Origin of the sequence: Lysinibacillus contaminans (assembly GCF_001278945.1) — a bacterium.
GTDB classification, from domain to species: domain Bacteria; phylum Bacillota; class Bacilli; order Bacillales_A; family Planococcaceae; genus Lysinibacillus; species Lysinibacillus contaminans.
This window is the reverse complement of sequence record NZ_LGRV01000001.1, coordinates 43,192-62,990: the sequence shown is the minus strand read 5'-3', so window position 1 is coordinate 62,990 and position 19,799 is coordinate 43,192. Positions and strand designations below refer to the sequence as shown.

Below are 19,799 nucleotides of genomic sequence, written 5' to 3'. Positions count from 1 at the left end.
TCATTAACGCATTATTAGTGAATGCGTTTCCAAATATTCGGTACCGATATTCGGAACTTTAGTTTTGAAATGTAAAAAAAATTTTAGCATATTTTATTATTCTAGGAAAGAAAAATTTTTAAATCTTTAGAAATAAAACAATTTTATTAAAATTCAACTTGTTTTTGGTTGCGGTTAAAATATAATATTAATAATCCGATATTTAAAACTTCTATACCGAATTATGAAACTTCAGGAGGTGGTTTTTATGAAAATAGTAAAAGAAAATGTACAAATAAGACCTTTGAGCGATTCTGCACTTGTCATTCAAGTGGGTGAGGGAATCAACGAGGCAACACATAAAAAAGTAAAAAGCATATTAAATTTATTAGAGAATCAACCATTTAGTGGCTTTGTCGAAGCTGTACCTGCCTATAATAGTGTGACAGTTTATTACAACCCGGTTGATGTATACTTCTCAAATTTAGAAAAGGGTATAAAAACGCCTTATGAAGATGTGAAAATAAGGATCCTTTCCTTAATGAACCAACCTCACATAGCTGAAACGACGACTGATCGTGTTGTAAAGGTACCTGTAGTATATGGTGGTGAAATGGGACCAGACTTAGAATTTGTAGCTTCTTATAACGGTTTAACAACTAGTGAAGTGATTAAAATCCACTCTTCCACAGAATATCTTGTCTACATGTTAGGCTTTGCTCCTGGTTTTCCTTTTATGGGCGGAATGGACCGTCAAATTGCAACACCACGTAAAGAAACGCCACGTTTAACAATTGCTCCTGGATCTGTTGGAATTGCGGGAAGTCAAACAGGGATTTACCCATTAGAAACGCCTGGTGGATGGCAGATTATCGGGCGAACACCTTCTCGTTTATTTCTACCTGAACAATCTCCTCCGACCTTATTGCAACCGGGTGATCGAATTCAATTTGTACCAATTTCATTGGATGACTATACGAGAGCTTGGGAGATGGGAACATGGGAGTAAAGGTATTACAGCCAGGTATGTTGGCAACCATTCAAGACTTAGGAAGATATGGACTACAGAAGTTTGGTGTTATCGTAGGAGGAGCGATGGATTCAAGTTCCTTAAGGATTGCAAATTTACTCGTTGGAAATTCTGAAGGAGAAGGCGCTCTTGAGGTGACACTTTTTGGAACTAGCCTCTTATTTGAAAGTGATGAACTAATTGCAATTACAGGTGGTAATCTACAACCTACAATAGATGGAAAAGAAATACCGATGTGGCAGCCTGTTTTAATTCGACAAGGATCTATTTTAAAATTTAATGCTGCGATTAGTGGAAGCCGTGCCTATGTATCGTTTAGTGGCGGCATTCAAATACCCAAAGTAATGGGCAGTAAAAGCACCTACATACGTGCTGGAATTGGTGGCTTTCAAGGTAGAAAATTGCAAAAGAATGATGTTTTTGAATGCAATAAACGAACAGAATCCGGAGAGGATCTTTTTAATCAATTAAAAAAGAAAGTCAATTACCTTTCTTGGTCAGTTTATCACACACCCTTTATTACATTTAAAAAAATTCAAACAATCCGTATCATCAGAGGCTCTGAATATGAGCGTTTTGATGAAGAAAGTTTAAAAAAATTCTTTTCTACGCCTTACACCATTTCAACACACTCAGATCGCATGGGCTATCGATTGGAAGGGGAAGAAATCCAATTAAAAGAACCGTTTGAATTATTATCCGAAGGAGTGACATTTGGAACGATTCAAGTGCCCTCTAATGGACAACCCATTATTTTAATGGCGGATCGTCAAACAACTGGTGGATATCCTAAAATTGGACAAGTGATTACTGCGGATTTACCTTCTTTAGCACAAATGCAAGCAAACGGTCAGGTATATTTTAAAGAGGTCACGCTTGAAGAAGCGCAATGGGCATTAATTCATCAAGAGAAAGAAATTAATGAGTTGGCATTTGGGCTCCATATAAAAAGATTACATCAATTGTGAGTAAAAAGAGGTTCATAAACCTAACTTGATTTCCGTTCCGACCGGGCGACTCTCTAATCAATGAGCATGCCAAAATCAATTCGTTCTTTAATCAAATGTCATCCTCCACTTTTGGTGATGAACAAAAAAGAGACAATGTATAACGGAAAAACCAAGGATTTCAGCTCAAAAAAGGTGTCTCAAATGACTATTGAGACACCTTTTTTAATACTGTTCACAACCCAATTGCTTAGAGATTTCTGTGGTAGCCTTCTTAAGTTTCTCAACCAAGATTTCAACTTTTTCTCCTTGATAATTAGTTTCTAATCCTGCAATACTCAAAGCAGCAATGACTTCTCCCTTATGATCAAAAATCGGTGCTGCAATAGCAGATGTATAGTTTTCTAATTCGGAGTGGCTGATTGTATGACCAAGTTCTCTCGCCTGTACAATCGATTCATAAAGCTTTTCCTTATCGGTAATTGTCCCCATTGCAAATGGTTTAAGCTCTATCGATTCGAGATATTCCTTTATTTCAGCATCCGGTAAAAAGGATAAGATTGCACGAGAGCATGCCCCTGCATAAAGCGGGCTTTTTCTTCCGATTGCTGTATAGAGTCGAACTTTTTGTTTTGTATCCACTTTCTCGATATACATAGCTTCGTTACCATCACGAACAATTAAATTAATCGCTTCTTTTACATCATTATGTATCTCATTCATAATTGGGTATGCAATTTTCCGCACATCCAGGCGCATGGAAACCAGATGTCCAAATTTCAAGAAAAGAGTTCCTAACCTATATTTCGCATCAGTTCCCTTTTCTAAAAATTCCATCTCCTCTAAAGACTTTAACATGCGGAAAGCGGTAGTTTTAGGGATTCCTGATAACTCAATTACTTCTTGAAATGACAGTTCTGTATGATCGATAAATAGATTTAAGATGTCCATTGAACGGACAACCGTTATATTTTTATTTGGCAATGCAGGTTTGTCTTCCTTTCGTTACTAGCTTTAATCTAAACATTATGTATCTACTACCAATTATAATTTAATGCCTTCGGTGGCTTTTTTATTCATTCTTTATCCAAATATAAAGAGCTTATAGAACCCCACATACCTTTTCTCAATGTTTAATTATACCTAACTTCTTACTGTTTTAGTATACCCTGTAAATCAGGTTGTAACAGGCATAAAAAAACAGGAGTAAAGAATGGTTGATATGCATCCATTCTCTTTACTCCTGCATGTTATTCTTACTTTATTTTCTTGATTACCATGACTGTATACTAATTAAGAGGTTTGTTTTAAATGGTAGAGGTTTATTTCTTCGCTGCAACATAACCTATAGTAATAAAAAACCATCGATTGAAACGCAAATGCATTTCAATCGATGGATAAATAAATGTATTTTTTGTTATATTTTATTTTTCATTTGGTTATAGAGCTTCACGCACATTCTCTAAGTCACCTTTTTTAAGCGTGATCATAATAATAAAGGAAATACAATATAAGCCTGCTAAATAGAGCATCGCGACTTTCATATCATAACTTTGTAGAATATAGCCGACAAAGATTGGTGAAAAACCGCCTATAGCTCTACCGAAGTTGAAAATCGTGTTTGTTGCCGTACTTCGAATCTGAACGGGATATAGACTACCAATTAACGCCCCATACCCGGCGAACATTCCATTTGAGAAGAATCCGACAATTGCACCACCTATTAATACTCCCATACTACCAGTTGCATATGAGTATAAAAACACAGCACATGCAGAGGCAATAAGGAAAACTCCAAAGGCACGCTTTGGCCCAAATCGATCCAGGAATAGTCCAAAAGTTAACATACCAATAATCATGCCAACTGCCGTACTAATTGTCCAAAGCGCTGAGCTTGAAACAGATAAACCCTGTGATTGTTGCAACATAGATGGAAGCCAAATCATTAACCCGTTATAACCGGCAATTTGAACAGTTGCCATTACTATTAAAGAGATTGTCGTAATTGCTGTTCGTGGCGTTTCAAACAATTGAACCAACTTACCCTTTTCTTTTTTGTTACTTATTTTTTTATTCTTCTGAGCAGCGAGCCACTCTGGTGATTCATCTAAATTCTTACGTACAATAAAGGCAAAAATAACAGGTACTACACCAACAAAGAACAATGCTCTCCATCCTAAAGTAGGAAGAATGATAGCACTTAACAACGCTGCTAAAATGACACCATATTGAGCACCTACACTGACATATGAAGATGCTCTTCCTTGTTTATTCTTCGGCCAGGCCTCTGCAACAAGCGCCATACCAATCCCATATTCTCCTCCAGCACCTATTCCGGCGATGAATCTAAATAAATAAACTTGTTCAATACTTGTTGCTAATCCGGTTAAAGCTGTTCCGATTGCAAACAATATCACGGTATAAGTAAAAACTTTTACCCTTCCATACTTATCCGCTAATACTCCAAAAATGATTCCTCCTAATAACATCCCTATATTCGTTATAGAAGAAATAAGTCCCCCAGTTGCTAAATCAATGTTAAATTCTGCAATAATCATTGTCATCGCAAATGAGATAAACATGATGTCCATGCCTTCTAATGTTAAACCAGCTACCGATGCGACCACGGTTTTTTTTCGATAATCCATTCCTATTTCCTCCAGTGTTTTCTAGATGCAATAATTCTCTTTTATTTCTGAATGGATGTATCTATTAAATAAAACTATTCCATTCTCCTTTTAAGCCTCACGGGACTTACTTTAAAAGAGGTACTTTAGTTGTGTAACCACAGCTATAAAAGCAAAAAAAATACCCTTCCGTCAGATAAGACAAAAGGGCATGAATAAACAAAGATATTAAAAATATTTAAAATATCACGCAGCCCTTTTCAGCCTCTCTGGACCGTATTAAAGGATCATTATTTTTATTGTTATTCTAACATATTAAAATATGCTTTTCTATAAAAAAATTAATATTAAAGTTATCTAAGTTGAACTAAAGAATTCTTCATAATATTTCCTATACATTCGGGCTGGCCGCACGTTCCGCATGAGCCTGCAAAATATGTGCGCTCTCATTCTTCACGTTCATGCGTCATGCTCCTGTCGCTGTACTTTCGGTGCAAATGTCCACGTTGTTACTTACTCGCTAGAATCTTTAGTTTAATATATTGATATTTGTTTTATCTCCTGTTTCCTGACGCTTTTCCTTATAAGAAATCACTCCAATCAAGCCAATTATGGAGAAGATAACTGGTATGATGAAACCATAGTAGTATCCATCACTCTGATTACCTGAAGTAGCTTGAAAATAATCCAATATATAGCCAAAAATGATTGGTAGCAATACAGCACTTAGAAAGCCCCCCGTATTCGCAAACCCAGAAACAATGCCAGATTCTTTTATAGGGAAAGATTGACGTACAGCTGCAAAGGTTAATGCACTTGCCCCATATCCAAAGCCAATGATAAAGAAAAGAATAATTAACATGAAAAATGACGGGTGTCCATTAAATAAAAGGAAAGAAAACCAACCGAATAAAACAGTGATATGAACGACAATATATGGTCTTTTTATTGTATCTAATCGGCTTGAAATCCAACTAGCTAGAGGGGCTCCAATAAGTGCCCCGATAAGACCGATCATAATCATTTGACTTGCATCTGAGCGTGTCATCTCGTACATATTCATCCCATATGGTACTGCCCAAGAACTGATAAACCCTACATAACCGCCAACTACGCCAAAATGACAAAAGAATAATGACCATGCTTGCCGACTTGAAAAAATCCTTCGTAGTAAAACTAATACTTTTTCACGTTGTACTTCTTCTGTTCCAGCTACCGGTTCATCCACAAAGATTCGTTTTGCTTTTTTTACTAGTACAAAATAAAGGAATAAGCCACAGAAACATAATAGTAGTCCCGCTGAGAAAAATGCTGACCTCCAACCAAGTAAATGTATCCATGCGGAGAAAGGGACTGTCGCCAATAAGAAACCTAGACTTCCTGTCATGCCCGCCAGGCCAATTAATCGAACAAATTCCTTTTTATGAAACCATTGAGCCAAAATTAACACCATATTCACCCATATGGTTGCATCCCCTATGCCAGTGAGTATTCTAGCAAAAAACAGAATCAATTCATGTGTACTAAGACTATAAATGATTGTACCTAAACCTGTAAGTGTGGCACCGATAATTAGAAAAAAGTTTGGTCCATACCGATCAGCCAATATCCCCATCGGAATTTGCAAACTCGTGTATACAAAGAATTGTATACTGGTTAATAAACCAATCGTTGATGCTGTTACATGAAAATCCCTCATCAATTGGTCTGTAATCAATCCTGGAGCAGTCCGCTGGCTCGCCATTAACAAATAAGTAAACAATACAGAAACAAATACAACCCATCTGTATCTGCTATTTTGTTTTTCCAATGATTTCTACTCCTATTAGCTTTTATCTATATATATGAATTTCAGGTGACTGTGTAAACCTGTTATTAAGAATTGTTTTATGATTTGAATTGGCTAACTCAATTTTTAATCAAGATAGTGCAAGTGTTGCACATTTACCAAAAACTTTAGCATAAAAAGGACTGAGGGAAAATAAAAAGCTAAAGATGCATTTCTTTTAGGTGCACATGCTTATCGATATGAATAGCAACCTAAAGATAGTGAGGCAGTAAGAGGTATTGAAGATACAAACGGCACAGGTACTTTTAACAATTATTTAAATAACACCAGATACAGGACAATTCAGAATTGTTCTGTACCTGGTACTTTTTTAAATAAGCGATTTAGTTTTGACGATCGCGTACATATTTCATGATTGCACCAGCACCTGCACGAACAAGTACCCCACCATCACAGTTAATTTCTTGCCCTGTAATATATTTACCTTCATCGGATACAAGGAATGATACTAAAGCAGCGATATCCTCTGGTCCACCAATAGATGGTAATAAGTTTCCTTCTTCCATTAATTCCATTAATTCTTTAGAGAACTTTCTTTTAGTTGCAGGTGTTAGAATAAGCCCTGGCAAAATAGAGTTACAACGAATGTTATCTTTTCCGTGTTGAGTAGCAACAGAACGTGTTAGAGACATTAAACCAGCTTTAGAAGCAGAATAAGCAGTACGTTCATAGTCTCCTACTTTACCATTTGCTGAAGCTGTATTAATAATGGTACCTCCACCAATTTTTATCATCTCGGGGATTGCATATTTACAACCTAACATCGGACCGCGTAAATTGATGCCCATAACCCGATCCCACATCTCCACATCCATATCAGGAATTTCCTTGTCATTAATTGGTCCCCATGCTGCATTATTATGAAGGATATCCAATCTGCCATAAGTTTTTACAGCTGCTTCAATCATATCTTTTACTTCAGCTTCTACAGAAACATCTACTTTTACAGCAATTGCTTGTCCGCCGTCTTTGGTGATGTCTTCCACAACTTGTTGTGCAGCCTCGTAGTTTACATCAGCTACAACAACGGAAGCGCCATCTTCTACCAAACGCAGTACGGTTCCTAATCCAATACCAGAAGCTCCTCCAGTAATAACTGCCACTTTTCCATCTAACCTCTTCATAAACAAGCTCCTTTTATTTCCCTTATAATAAGGTTTTTCTTGTTGCCAAATTATAGTAACATAATAATTAAAATTATTAAAGTTCTCAAAAAAGAATAATAATTAATACACTTTAATCTAAAAAATAAAATTTTCGTCACGATTGAATTGTATTAAAAAATCTAAAGCAACTTAAGAATCAAAAAAACCCCTTCTTTTTACTGTATCGGGCTCCCTCAAAGTCTTTGGCGTTACAAATTAAAAGTGGATAAAAGATTTAGAGATAGGGATATCCCCTTTTCTCTAATCCTTTATCCACATGGTATGCACAACTTTATTTGATGTAGCAGAGTTACTATTCAATTGCTCATAAAACTAAAGATACTTATTGCAGTTATTTCACTCTATCATCCAGCATCAATCAACATTGTTTGCTTCAAAAGTATCAAGTAATATACGTACTTCATCTGTTGATTTCGTGTTCATCAATTGATTTCTTAATTCACCAGCTCCACGGAATCCTTTAACATAAATTTTGAAAAAGCGATGAAGCCCTGTGATTGAACGTGGTAGTGCTTCCGCATATTGATCTTGAAGATCAAGCTGCAGTCTTAAAAGATCAAGGTACTCTTTACTGCTATGCTCTTTTGGCTCTTTTTCAAAAGCAAAAGGATTTTTAAAAATACCTCGCCCGATCATAACGCCATCAATACCATATTCTTTCGCAAGCTCTAGACCAGTCTGACGATCAGGAATGTCGCCATTGATTGTTAATAGCGTATTTGGGGCTATTTCATCACGTAATTTTTTTATGTCTGGGATCAGCTCCCAATGCGCATCTACTTGGCTCATTTCCTTTCTTGTACGTAAATGAATAGAAAGATTCGCAATATCCTGTTTTAAAATATGTGTTAGCCACTCTTTCCACTCATCGACGTCCTTATAGCCAAGTCGAGTTTTCACACTGACAGGTAGTCCGCCCACTTTAGCTGCTTGAATAAGCTCTGCCGAAACTTCAGGACGTAGGATAAGGCCGCTACCTTTCCCTCTCGTTGCTACATTCGGTACAGGGCAGCCCATATTAATATCGATGCCTTTAAATCCTAGCTCTGCCATGCCAATACTCATTTGACGGAAATATTCGGGATTATCCCCCCAAATATGTGCCACTATTGGCTGTTCATCTTCTGTAAAAATTAAACGGCCACGCACACTTTTCATGCCCTCTGGATGACAATAGCTATCCGAGTTTGTAAACTCTGTGAAAAATACATCCGGTCGACCGGCTTCACTTACTACGTGACGAAAAACAACATCTGTCACATCTTCCATTGGTGCAAGTACAAAAAATGGTCGTGGTAAATCACGCCAAAAATTATCTATCATTTTCAAATTCAAATCCTCTCATTATGGGATACATTGTCAAACTCTCATCCCAAAATTAAAAGCAAAAAAGCTCCTATTTCTTTAACACTTAAGCCATGTTTAATAATTATTAGATTAAGTCCACTAGTACCTAATAGGGTTAGGAATATCTGTGGACATTCCATAAATGTCTGCGAGCTAAATGTATTAAATCATTTTTAAAGTATACCCTAGCTTTATTAATTTATCTTCAAACAATGTCCGCTTCAACGATATTTTCACTCTTGTTAATGACGTTGTTATTGAATGATATTTTTCGCTAAGGAAGGGTAATATAAAAAGTTACGATTTCATTTTATAATTTTGATCAATTTTCTCCAACAATAGTATCTTCATTTATATGGGAAATGTAAAAGCAAAAGCAGATTATTTAGAAGTACATTATCGTACTTCTAAACCATCTGCTTTTTCATTTAACTGTTTAATTATACTAACTCCAACCATGCACCGCTTCACAATGTATGGTGTGTATGTGGCAACACAAGAGTTGTTGGTGGTTTTATAGGAAATTAGAATAGATTCATTCTTTGTTAGACAGAAAATATCCTATTTTTAATACTAAAACTATGCGTGATTTTCTGATTCTCATTATTCTGTAATTAAACCGTAAGCAGATATTTTCTTAATTTTTAAAGATACAAGCATTGAAACAATATAAGATAAAATAAGAATCCCTACACAAACCATTGTAATAATCGGTAAATGAATGGTAAATTCCAAACGTTTAACGCCTGCACTTGAAAGTAAAATAGAAAGCATAGGATTAGTGAAGAATATCCCCAACAAACTACCGATACCAACACCTGTGATGATTATAGGTAGCAAACTGATAGATATTTGATTCATCAGTTGAATTGTTGAATAACCAATTGCTTTCATAACCCCAAACTCTTTCTTACGCTTTGTAATTATTGTTTGAATGACTAGATATAAAATCAATACAACAACTAAGACAGTAATTGTCAAAATGATTACCATAACAGCAAATACTGCATCTGTATACATACTTGTTTGGCTTTCTATCTGTTTATCGAAATCTAATGTATCAGCTATATAATTTCCGTACTGTTTTTGGACATTTTGAATAAAATCCTTATTCGATATTCCATCTAAATAAACAAAAAGTGTAGTACCTTTATAGTTTGGTTGTAATCGCTGAATACCGTCCATTGTTAATGATGCTGTCTGTCCTAAATTACCAACTGTTTGACTAAGACCCGTTATTACATAACTGTCTGTTTCAGCTCCATATTTTACTTTAACCGTATCACCAATTTCTTTATTAATTTGATTAGACACAACCCAAGATATAGAAATTTCATTTTCATATTTAGGCTGACGACCTTCGTAGACAACATTATTTTTTAACCGATTAAAATTTTCCGTAACACTCGTAAATACAGAATGATCATCAATTTTTATTGAAATAAAATCAACTATATTTACATTCCTTACTTGGTCCATTTGTTGAATATGATTTAAAAGCTCACTTGTATTTGTTTCTGTATCTGGCTTAGCATATATCATCACATTCGCCGGTTCTTCGCCAAATAAGTTAACAAATGCGGTCTTGTCAAAAGCAATATTGTAATACAGCACTACAGAAAAAACTGTAGCAAAAGTTAATGACATAATAATTAAAAGTATCATGATATTTTGTTTCACATTTGCCAACATTGACTTAATCGCAAGTGAAAAATGAAGACCACCTTTTGCTTTTTCCAAAGGTAGATAGTTTTTTCTAAAACTGTGTGTCTGAATACCTCCACGAAGTGCTGCAACAGGTAAAATTTTTCGCACTCGAAAGGCTGATAGTAATGTTACGATTACAACACAAATCGTCACAAAGAAAATACTGATTAAATTAATAATCAAATCAAAGCTATTAATCCATACTAATCCAGATAATGTTGAAATAATATTTCCGATTAGAGGCATAAGAGCATATGACAATGCAATTCCTACTACACTAGCACTAAGCGTAATTAAGAAATACTGGAGCATAATTGATGAAAGAATTTGCCTACTTGTATAACCAATGGATTTCAACACTCCCATATTTGCCATATCATCTTCAATATTATTCGAAACACGAAACTTGATGACAATTAATGAGACAATCACAATAATTGCCGAAAAAGCTATTAATATTGTAGCTATAATTTTAATAACTAATGAATCTACATTTTTAAGCAGTTCAATATCTAAACCCCAGATATAAGAAGTCGATTCCACTGTTTGAGGTTTCTTTAAATTTTGAAAAAAATCATTGTTTAACTTCGGAGATTGTTTTTTATCTTCCATTACTACAGATATCATCATACCTTTTGATTGATTGTCTAGTTCGTCTGCTAGTGATTGATAGTCAGTATCTGGTAACATGAATTTCATCACGCCGCCGTTAGTTGTACCCATCATCGTTGTTTCTAAAAAACCAGCAATTCGATAGTCATAATCTCGATCTTGATAGGTGATGGTAAAGTCATCACCTAATTTATAACCCCCATTTGTTTTAAAAATGTAAGGCACATAAATATCATTGATACTCGTGGTTGTCAGCTTTTCAATTAAATTCAACGGTCCAATAGTACGTTTTGTATCCGCATTATAAATAACAAAATTAATCTTCAATTCACCATTACCGAAAGGCACTTTAGCACTGTGCATATTGATAATCTCTTCTGTTTCAGTTTCTTTTATACCAGAATAGTTTGCTAAATATTCATTATGAGCTGGATGATAACTTGCTTGATCCATTTGAAATGTTACATGAGGATCTTTTAATTGTTCAGTTTTCTGGTCAAAAAATGCATTTAGCTGCGTATTGACCATTAACCCCATATTAAGAAGTAGCGCAGCAACCAAAATAAATACAAATAAAGACACGGTAGCAGATTTACTTTTTCTAATATTCGCCATAGCTAGGTTCATGATTTTCACCCTACCACCCCATTTCAGCTAGGAAATGTTGGAGTTTCTCGTGCCGTTCGAGATTGTTTTGTTCACTGTATCCACCTAACTGCAAATCACCACAAATGACACCATCTCGTAAATATAAAATTCGATTCCCACGTAATGCGGTTTTCATATCATGCGTGACCATGACAAGACTTTGTCCGTTTTGATTTACATTTGTTAAAACATCTAATACACTCTCACTAGATGCAGAGTTTAATGCACCGGTTGGTTCATCTGCAAAAACTATTCTCGGATTGTTAATCAATGCACGAACAATCCCAACTCGTTGCGCCTCACCACCCGAAAGTTGTGTCGGAAATTTAGACCATGCGTTATCATTGATTCCTACTTGCATTAATAATTCTTTCGCTTTTTGTACGAGTTCACTCTTTTTCTTATTTACTAAAAGACCACTTGCCAGTACATTATCAAGTACGCTCATATTGTCTAGTAAATATATTTGTTGAAATACAAAACCACAGTTGTTTCTTCTAAATACCGCAAGTTGATCGTTGTTTAATTGAGATAAACTTTTTCCAGCAAAATCGATTTCACCTAATGTTGGTTTATCCATCCCACTCATTGCGTAAAGTAAAGTGGATTTCCCGGATCCTGAACTACCCATTATGATAGTAAAATCGCCTTCGAATAAACTGATATCTAAATTTTTTAAAACATGCTGTTGAATTCCACCGCTCGAAAAAGTTTTACACAACTTCTCCGTTTTAATAATGATCTTTGTCATAATTTAATTTGCACTCTCCCCTAATTGATTTTCAACTCAAAGAAAAAAGACCGTAATGATGATTACAGTCTTAGCATACAAAATGAATTCTTATTAAGTCTTTGTGTAATTCTTAATTATTCCTTAATTAGGAAGCGAGTTTTATTTTCAAGACTACCGTAAAACCATCATCTCGATTGAAACAGTTAATTTGGCCTTGCATATTTTCCATGAAGTACTTCGATATAAAGAGACCTAGTCCTGATCCATTCTTGCCTTCGACATTTTTGCCCCGATAATATTTATTAAACAGTAGTGGCAATTCTTCTTCGCTAATTCCCGGTCCAAAATCTTGAATATATAGCTCTAGATAATCCTGAATAATTTGAGGTTTAATCGAGATTTTTGTTCCTGCATACTTATATGAATTACTTATAATATTATCGATTACCTGCTGCATTCGGACGGGATCGGTTAAAATTATACAAGGTGGAATAGAATCATAAACGATTTGATGATCGTAATTTACATTTTCAATCATTCCAACAAGTACTTCACTCGATTCTTCAGTTACTGTTAATTTTAACTGTTGAAGTTCTTCTAAAGTAGCGTGAAACATATCCGTAACAAGTAAGTTAACTTGCTCTGCTTTCGAATTGATAGTATTTACGTGTTTAATCATCTTTTCATCTTTTATTTGCATAAGCATTAACTCACTTACAGCTTTTATCGATGCAATAGGCGTCTTAATATCATGACTTAATGTAGCCACAAGCTCTTTCTTACTACGGTTGGATTCATACTCTCTTTCACGAGCAGCATAGAGTTCCTCACGTAACAAATCAAAACTTTCCGTGAATGCGCCAAAATAATTGCTCTTACCCATATTTAAAGGGATATCTAGATTACCTCTAGCGACATGTGCTGCGAAATGTTGAAGTTGCTGAAAAGGTTTCAATAACGTTCTATAAATATAGAAAAAATAAATACTACTAACAATCATTAATAAACCAACTATTAAAATGAAGGATGTAACCAGTTCCTTTTTCATTTTTCGCACTATTTCTTGTTCGTTATTATGGATAATAATCTTCCCTACAACTTCATCATTTTGCATCACATCTACAATCGACGCTCTATTTTTGATGGCATCATATGTATTGTTAAATTGAATACCAGGGGATTGATATATTACGTTTTCTACGTTATCTATAATCGTAAGTGGGGGGTTAAAACCGCTGTTGCTAAGTGTTTCTTTATTAATATGTCCCCAATTTCTTTCGACAGTTTTAACTACTTCATTAATGGCTACAATATTCACTTCTGAAATATTTTTATGGTTAATCATGATTATGGGGAAAGTAATTCCTGTAGTAAAGATAACCAAAAAGATGATAATTAACAGTTTTATTCTCATTTCTTGGTATCCTCTAACACATACCCCGTTCCCCAAACCGTTTTTATAAATTGCGGGTCCTTTGGATTCTCTTCAATTTTCTCGCGTAAATGGCGAATATGTACATTTAGGGTTCCATCCCCTACAAAGGTATCTCCCCATACATTTTGAAACAATTCATTTTTTGTGATGATACGATTTTTATTTTTCGCCAAATACGAGAGAAGTTTATATTCCATCGTTTTTAGCTGAATATCAATACCCTTAACTCGAACACGATGAAGTTGTGTATCAATTTGGATTTGACCAAACTCTAAAACCTCTTGTTGGTTGCTAGAACCACTGCCATATCTTTTAAGTACCGCTTTTACTTTTGCTAGTAAAATACTTAGTGTATATGGCTTTTGAATGTAATCGTCTCCACCGATGTTAAGCGCAATTAGAACGTCGTCATCACTAGAGCGAGCACTTATAAATAGAATGGGAATCTGCGTAGTTTTACGCAATCTTTTACATAAATCAAACCCTGATTCACTACCGAGATTGATGTCTAGAAGAATCAATGATGGTTCATGTTCCTTCAAAAAAAGCTCGCACTCCTCTGCACTTGTAACAAATGCTGTTTTGACTTCGAACATATTAAAATATTCACAAGTTGTTTCAGCTAAAGCAATCTCATCATCAACAATTAAACAATCTAATTTCATCGTAACTCTCCTAGAAAAAGACTTTCCTACTTGTTTAACAGGATATCTACAGTATACATTAAGTTCAAAAAGTATATATAAATTTATGGATTTACTTACATATTTAACAAAATAGTATTTATAAAATGTTATAAAAGCGCTATTCAACCCGTTTTAATGGATTTTTTAGTTTTGTAGAATTTCAACAGTAAGAGAGGGCGAAAGCTGTATAACGAAACAAGACAAACTACCCTGGACAAGAAACTTGGGACACGGAGGCGTTAGAAAAATGAAAGTCCCTAATACAAAAAGAACGAATCCTTTTAATAAGAATTCGTTCTTGATAAATGATTATATTAATTCCACACGTTTATTAGCAGACAGAGCCAGGTACTGTCCGCCATTAGTAATAGATAGGAAAATATGTCAGTCTCCTGTCATTCTTATTATCATTGGGCTAACGTCTAAATACGCAATAATGCGCCATTAGGCTTTGGTAAATCTTGAACTGTTATCTGATTCATTTTACAAAAATGTTTAAAAAATTGTTGTGCCAGCTCGCGTTCCTCTGGGTTACTTTTCAACGAAACTATATCAAGTAAAATTTGAGCCATCCATAAATTATCAAAGTAACGGTATTTACCTGTATTCCATGTCATTTTGTCGGGAGATTTTTCATTTACATAATATTCCCACAAAAGTAACTGCTCCGATTCCTGTTCTGTAAGTTGGAGTCTGTATTTTGAATGAGCAGGAATATTTCCATCTTCACAAAGCTTACCGATAAAATCTTCATTCACCATATAGACACCTAAGATACGTCTGTCTTTTTCAGGCATGCCGGAATCTATTGCTGTTAACAGGACAGCGCTATTTTGGTGCAAGCGGGTTGGTTTGTTTGGCTTCCCTTTGTTATTACCACTTTTTATTGCGCCTGAAAAAACCTTCCACTCTGAAAAAGAACTACTCTGTTCTTCTGCGTCACACTTAAAAACCATTTGTGATTCTGGATGAAGTTTATGATGTTTCATAAGTTTTTCGTGTTCTAAGCGAAGTTCCAGGTTTTTTCGTTGTAGTTTTTTTTCCTCTTCCTTCTTCGATTCTTCCTCTTTTCGTTCCATTTCCTTTTTTTGAATTATTTTTTCAAGTGAACTAGCATCACTTTTATCATGTAGTTTTAGGTGCTTTCCAAATACATCAGGGAAAACAAACATTTTATTTTCCGATGCGAAATTTATTTCTATACTAGAATCATTTTGTTTAACTATACTACCCATTCCAAAACGCTTGTGTGTAACTTTCTTATTGATTAGATTCATTATTCTAGTCCTCCTTATGGAATAAATACTCGGTTACAATTAGAAAATAAATTAATAATTTTATTCAACTAACTTCCTTTAAAGCTCACATAACTGTTTTAATTTTTTTCTTCGGCTTTAAAAAGGATATTAAAAAAACGTATCCAAATTCTATCTGCAAAAAAGGACAGCTGAATTCGAAATACGAGTTCAAAAAAACAATTGTAAGACTATTGTAACATTTTTTTAATAAATTCACAAATTTATTATTGACAACATATTTTATCATGAGGTAGAATGAAGAATTATTCTTTAAATAACCTTGAAATAGCTATGAAATAAAGGCCTCCAAAAAGTCGCAAAACTTCTGGAAAGCCCATATAAATAACCACTTGATTACCGGTGATAAGCATAGGATGGCTTCATGATATAAAATCAATACAAGCAATTCCTTTCCTAGAAAAGAAACAGATGGATTAATCCGTGTACTAATCATATATGCTGAACATGAGATATTTTCCAATTAAATTCCATATAAAAAGACCCCAATTTCGCAAAGGTTATTTGCAAGAAAATCAGGGTCGGGATTAAAAATGTCTACTTTTTTATGTTATATAGTATAACTTTTAAATTCTCGGAATCGTTTACCAATTACGTGTGTACCAGGTAAATTATGAAAACTCCAACCACGCGACCGCCTCACAATGTGGTGAGGGTGGTGTATGTGAAATAAAGATGTAATAGAGTCACCTTACATAAAATAAATCGCTGCTAGTTTTATATAATAAAGTTTAATCATTTTGATAATGCAAATTTTATATGAGCTAAATGATGCTCTTCGTGCCAAGCTAATTTTGCAACTTTTGTTGAAACTGTTATTTTGCCGTTTGTTTGGTGAGTAAATGCTCGATCTAATTGCTCTTCAGTTAAATTTTGTCCTAAAGATACGATACGCTCATTTATGCCTTCTAACATTTTAATAGAACTTTCTACAGGAAGCTCTGTATCGGGTTGAACAGCCCACTTTTCTTCATCAAAAGCTGGAACTATTGGATTATCATCTGTTAAAGCCAGCTTCAAACGTTGATACATATTCAACTGAGAATCTGCAATGTGATGTACAAGTTGACGAACTGTCCATGCACCTTCACGGTAAGTTTTGTTTAATTCCTCATCACTTAAAAAATCAACAGTTTCTCTTAGTCGAATTGTGTATGTTTCAATTTGCTTTAACCATTCTTGAACATTTTCAAATGTTACTTTTTCAGGAACTTGTAATTTTCCAATTGGGAATCTTACATCCATTTTCAAACCCCTTTTCCCCATTCTTTATTTACCATTTTCAGGTATTAACACTTAATATAGCAATCGGCTCAGTTGTTGTAAACTTTCAACGTAAAAACTATAAATACAGAATTAGTTTTTACTGATTTTGTAGTATTCCCTCCACATTTATTCACATATAAAGACAAGATTTTTGTTGTGGACTTTTCCTAATAATGAAATTCGACCTTGTAATTCTTTACAAATTTCAACCAAAAAGAGCGAACCTCTTTATTTGAAATTTGGACTAACCTAAATTATTGAGACAATATAAAACACCTTCGGAGTGGTACACTTGTAAAAAGTACTTACATCGGAGGTGTTTTTGCATGGGCAAGAACGTATATTCAAGCGAAGTTAAATGGGCTGTTGTTAAAGATAAACTAAGTGGTGAATTGACAACTAATGAAATTATGGAGAAACACGGAATCAAAAACAAATCACAGGTCGAAACTTGGATGAAATGGTATCGCGCGAATGAAATTTATCTATTTGATCAGCCGATTGGTAAACAATACACTTTCGGTCACGGTCCCGAGTTAGCCAGTGAAGACGATAAACGGGAACGACAATTATCACATTTGAAGATGGAGAACGAAATTCTAAAAAAGTACATGGAAATCGAAAGGGAGTTAAAAAAGAAATAGTTCTACAGATTGTAGAGAAACTTAGAAAGAAGTACACGATTACAGCTATCCTATCCGCGTTAGGAGTACCACGGGCGAACTATTATAGATGGTATCTTCACGGCATAAATAAGTCGCTTTCAGTAGTAGAGGAATCTATTATAGAACTGTGCAAAAGCACTAAGTATCGGAATGGTCATAGAAAAATAAAGGCAATGTTGAAGCAGGAACATAATATAAAATTGAATCGCAATACAGTACAGAACCTCATGCAAAAGCATAACTTACAGTGCCGTATCAAGCCAAAACGGAAGTGGAAATCCCAAGGTGAAAGCATCATAATTGCCCCTAATCTTCTTAAACGAGATTTCACGGCTAGTGAACCGAACAAGAAGTGGGTGACAGACATTACATATATTCAGTATGGCAGTACTACAAAATATCTTTCGACCATTATGGATCTATTCAATAATGAAATTGTCGCTTATAAATTATACGATCATCAACAGACACTACTCGTAATCGACACGTTAAAGGAGGCACTGTCTGTCCGTAACCACCCCGAAGGTGTGATTGTGCATTCAGATCAAGGGAGTGTTTACACGTCATATGCGTATCAGGCCTACATTAAGGAAAACGACCTTGTCAGCAGCATGTCACGTAGAGGAAACTGTTGGGACAATGCGGTGATTGAATCTTTTCATTCGAACTTAAAGTCTGAGGAATTTCAATATGTTAAATTTAATTCATTACGTAATCAAGACGTAATTGAGCGGGTAATTACCTATTTAAATTATTATAATGAAGAACGTATCCAAGAAAAATTAGGCTACCTAACACCCGTAAAATATGGTGTAACGGCAGCCTAAAAAGGTGTTTTATATGTGTCTCATATCGTTAGGTCAGTTTAATTCGCTCTTTTTTATTTCTACACTAACTCCAACCACGCAACCGATTCGAAATGTGTCGAGTGTCTAAGCAGCTCAATGATCTTCAATTAATGCCACTGTTAGTTCAATAAGGGATATTAGTATTGATAGCAAGTCTCATAGTCGTCTTTCATTAACAAACTTTTACAAGCCAAACCATTTTCGTGATAAATCTCTTTACCAATTTCTAATTCGATACTTCTATTTGAATTTGGATAATTAGGTTCGTCATTTAGAATGTACAGGACATCCTCATCCAGCCATTCCATAGAAAAATTACTTTTTGCATCACTATAATAAACAGTTTGGACTTTATTCTTCTCAATATTGTTTGTGATTTCAACCCATACATTAACACCTCCTGCTGCACCACCAAATGGTTCGTAATAAGCATTAGCAACATACTTTTCTGTAGGTGATGTTACAGGTCCAGGTCCATTTTGGATGAATTCTCTATCAATCTCTCTAAATGTAAAAAAGTACATTTCATATATATAGATTGAAGATACTAAAACAACCCCAGATAACGTAGCAATCAGCATTTTTTTAGGAAAAGGATTCTTTTTAATGAAAGAAATTATTATGTTAGCACATAAAATTAAGAATAATATAATGGTAATAAAAGAAATTAAGAAACCAAATAAAATTAAAATAATAATCCCCCTTTCTTAAATTCAATCTCAATCATTTCAAATAATGAAAATATCCGCAATATTCTTCTTCAAGTAAACTGCACTGTTAGTTTACTAATCCGTTAACATTCTAACTTGATGACGCTGAAGTTAAAAACCACACAGCTAATAAAATCAACATAATTAAACGTTTCTTAATTTACATCCCCCTATCATATCCTTCTTTTGCTATGCTGTAATGTTAGTTTAATACTACCCAAATTAATT

General features: G+C 34.6%; 16 protein-coding genes. 4 read left to right on the top strand and 12 right to left on the bottom strand.

The window, feature by feature from the left end; translation table 11 throughout:
• The first annotated feature begins 247 nt into the window (after positions 1–247).
• Both pxpB and AEA09_RS00265 read left to right on the top strand, forming a co-directional pair.
• Positions 248–988, top strand: coding sequence for a 5-oxoprolinase subunit PxpB (gene pxpB, locus AEA09_RS00270; RefSeq protein ID WP_053581947.1), 741 nt, complete (start codon positions 248–250; stop codon positions 986–988).
• Positions 979–1,977, top strand: coding sequence for a 5-oxoprolinase subunit C family protein (locus AEA09_RS00265; RefSeq protein ID WP_053581946.1), 999 nt, complete (start codon positions 979–981; stop codon positions 1,975–1,977). Before pxpB ends, AEA09_RS00265 begins: the two co-directional genes overlap by 10 nt.
• Positions 1,978–2,181: 204 nt before the next feature.
• Here the strand turns inward: AEA09_RS00265 and AEA09_RS00260 are convergent, their stop codons facing one another.
• The 5 genes from AEA09_RS00260 to AEA09_RS00240 all read right to left on the bottom strand — a co-directional run bounded on the left by AEA09_RS00260 (position 2,182) and on the right by AEA09_RS00240 (position 8,921).
• Positions 2,182–2,940, bottom strand: a complete 759-nt coding sequence (locus AEA09_RS00260; protein WP_053581945.1) for an IclR family transcriptional regulator — start codon at positions 2,938–2,940, stop codon at positions 2,182–2,184.
• Between the two features lie 455 nt (positions 2,941–3,395).
• A complete protein-coding gene (locus tag AEA09_RS00255; RefSeq protein ID WP_053581944.1) occupies positions 3,396–4,604 on the bottom strand; it encodes an MFS transporter in 1,209 nt (402 codons plus the stop codon).
• 508 nt (positions 4,605–5,112) lie between these two features.
• Positions 5,113–6,393: an MFS transporter gene (locus tag AEA09_RS00250; RefSeq protein ID WP_053581943.1), complete on the bottom strand. Its 1,281-nt coding sequence runs from the start codon at positions 6,391–6,393 to the stop codon at positions 5,113–5,115.
• Positions 6,394–6,755: 362 nt separating this feature from the next.
• The gene (locus AEA09_RS00245) at positions 6,756–7,556 is read right to left on the bottom strand and encodes an SDR family NAD(P)-dependent oxidoreductase (RefSeq protein WP_053581942.1); all 801 of its coding nucleotides are present in this window, start codon (positions 7,554–7,556) and stop codon (positions 6,756–6,758) included.
• A gap of 396 nt (positions 7,557–7,952) precedes the next feature.
• Positions 7,953–8,921, bottom strand: a complete 969-nt coding sequence (locus AEA09_RS00240) for a tRNA dihydrouridine synthase (protein WP_053582276.1) — start codon at positions 8,919–8,921, stop codon at positions 7,953–7,955.
• Positions 8,922–9,300: 379 nt separating this feature from the next.
• Between AEA09_RS00240 and AEA09_RS19755 the strand changes: the two genes are divergently transcribed.
• On the top strand, positions 9,301–9,465 hold the full coding sequence (locus tag AEA09_RS19755) for a hypothetical protein (RefSeq protein ID WP_156312010.1): 165 nt from the start codon (positions 9,301–9,303) through the stop codon (positions 9,463–9,465).
• Positions 9,466–9,548: 83 nt separating this feature from the next.
• Here AEA09_RS19755 and AEA09_RS00235 read toward each other — a convergent pair whose 3' ends face one another.
• The 6 genes from AEA09_RS00235 to AEA09_RS00210 form a co-directional block, all read right to left on the bottom strand.
• Positions 9,549–11,891 carry an ABC transporter permease gene (locus tag AEA09_RS00235; RefSeq protein ID WP_245622749.1) on the bottom strand — a complete coding sequence of 781 codons (2,343 nt, stop codon included), beginning with the start codon at positions 11,889–11,891 and terminating at the stop codon, positions 9,549–9,551.
• A gap of 10 nt (positions 11,892–11,901) precedes the next feature.
• Positions 11,902–12,663: an ABC transporter ATP-binding protein gene (locus tag AEA09_RS00230; protein ID WP_053581941.1), complete on the bottom strand. Its 762-nt coding sequence runs from the start codon at positions 12,661–12,663 to the stop codon at positions 11,902–11,904.
• Between the two features lie 127 nt (positions 12,664–12,790).
• Complete coding sequence (locus AEA09_RS00225) at positions 12,791–14,059, bottom strand: HAMP domain-containing sensor histidine kinase (RefSeq protein WP_053581940.1); 1,269 nt, start codon at positions 14,057–14,059, stop codon at positions 12,791–12,793.
• Positions 14,056–14,745 (bottom strand): response regulator transcription factor, encoded by a 690-nt coding sequence (locus AEA09_RS00220; RefSeq protein WP_053581939.1) that lies wholly within the window; start codon positions 14,743–14,745, stop codon positions 14,056–14,058. Before AEA09_RS00220 ends, AEA09_RS00225 begins: the two co-directional genes overlap by 4 nt.
• Positions 14,746–15,188: 443 nt before the next feature.
• Complete coding sequence (locus AEA09_RS00215) at positions 15,189–16,043, bottom strand: hypothetical protein (protein ID WP_053581938.1); 855 nt, start codon at positions 16,041–16,043, stop codon at positions 15,189–15,191.
• A 774-nt stretch (positions 16,044–16,817) separates the two neighbouring features.
• The gene (locus AEA09_RS00210; protein WP_053581937.1) at positions 16,818–17,327 is read right to left on the bottom strand and encodes a YfiT family bacillithiol transferase; all 510 of its coding nucleotides are present in this window, start codon (positions 17,325–17,327) and stop codon (positions 16,818–16,820) included.
• Between the two features lie 347 nt (positions 17,328–17,674).
• On the opposite strand from AEA09_RS00210, the gene AEA09_RS00200 reads away from it, so the two are divergent.
• Positions 17,675–18,840, top strand: a protein-coding gene (locus AEA09_RS00200) for an IS3 family transposase (protein WP_156312008.1) whose coding sequence is annotated in 2 segments (ribosomal slippage) — positions 17,675–17,951 and positions 17,951–18,840 — 1,167 coding nt in all. Because the reading frame shifts where the segments join, the coding sequence is not laid out codon by codon here.
• Positions 18,841–18,998: 158 nt separating this feature from the next.
• Here AEA09_RS00200 and AEA09_RS00195 read toward each other — a convergent pair.
• Complete coding sequence (locus AEA09_RS00195; protein ID WP_162212714.1) at positions 18,999–19,442, bottom strand: DUF5412 family protein; 444 nt, start codon at positions 19,440–19,442, stop codon at positions 18,999–19,001.
• Positions 19,443–19,799: the final 357 nt, after the last annotated feature.

Bases quoted from the DNA above. Each gene is read 5' to 3' on its own strand.
- AEA09_RS00240 (WP_053582276.1), bottom strand. From the start codon at position 8,921: ATGATAGATAATTTTTGGCGTGATTTACCACGACCATTTTTTGTACTT.
- AEA09_RS00215 (WP_053581938.1), bottom strand. From the start codon at position 16,043: ATGAATCTAATCAATAAGAAAGTTACACACAAGCGTTTTGGAATGGGT.
- AEA09_RS00220 (WP_053581939.1), bottom strand. From the start codon at position 14,745: ATGAAATTAGATTGTTTAATTGTTGATGATGAGATTGCTTTAGCTGAA.
- AEA09_RS00225 (WP_053581940.1), bottom strand. From the start codon at position 14,059: ATGAGAATAAAACTGTTAATTATCATCTTTTTGGTTATCTTTACTACA.
- AEA09_RS00235 (WP_245622749.1), bottom strand. From the start codon at position 11,891: ATGAACCTAGCTATGGCGAATATTAGAAAAAGTAAATCTGCTACCGTG.
- AEA09_RS00195 (WP_162212714.1), bottom strand. From the start codon at position 19,442: ATGCTGATTGCTACGTTATCTGGGGTTGTTTTAGTATCTTCAATCTAT.
- AEA09_RS00265 (WP_053581946.1), top strand. From the start codon at position 979: ATGGGAGTAAAGGTATTACAGCCAGGTATGTTGGCAACCATTCAAGAC.
- AEA09_RS00230 (WP_053581941.1), bottom strand. From the start codon at position 12,663: ATGACAAAGATCATTATTAAAACGGAGAAGTTGTGTAAAACTTTTTCG.
- AEA09_RS19755 (WP_156312010.1), top strand. From the start codon at position 9,301: ATGGGAAATGTAAAAGCAAAAGCAGATTATTTAGAAGTACATTATCGT.
- AEA09_RS00210 (WP_053581937.1), bottom strand. From the start codon at position 17,327: ATGGATGTAAGATTCCCAATTGGAAAATTACAAGTTCCTGAAAAAGTA.
- AEA09_RS00245 (WP_053581942.1), bottom strand. From the start codon at position 7,556: ATGAAGAGGTTAGATGGAAAAGTGGCAGTTATTACTGGAGGAGCTTCT.
- AEA09_RS00255 (WP_053581944.1), bottom strand. From the start codon at position 4,604: ATGGATTATCGAAAAAAAACCGTGGTCGCATCGGTAGCTGGTTTAACA.
- pxpB (WP_053581947.1), top strand. From the start codon at position 248: ATGAAAATAGTAAAAGAAAATGTACAAATAAGACCTTTGAGCGATTCT.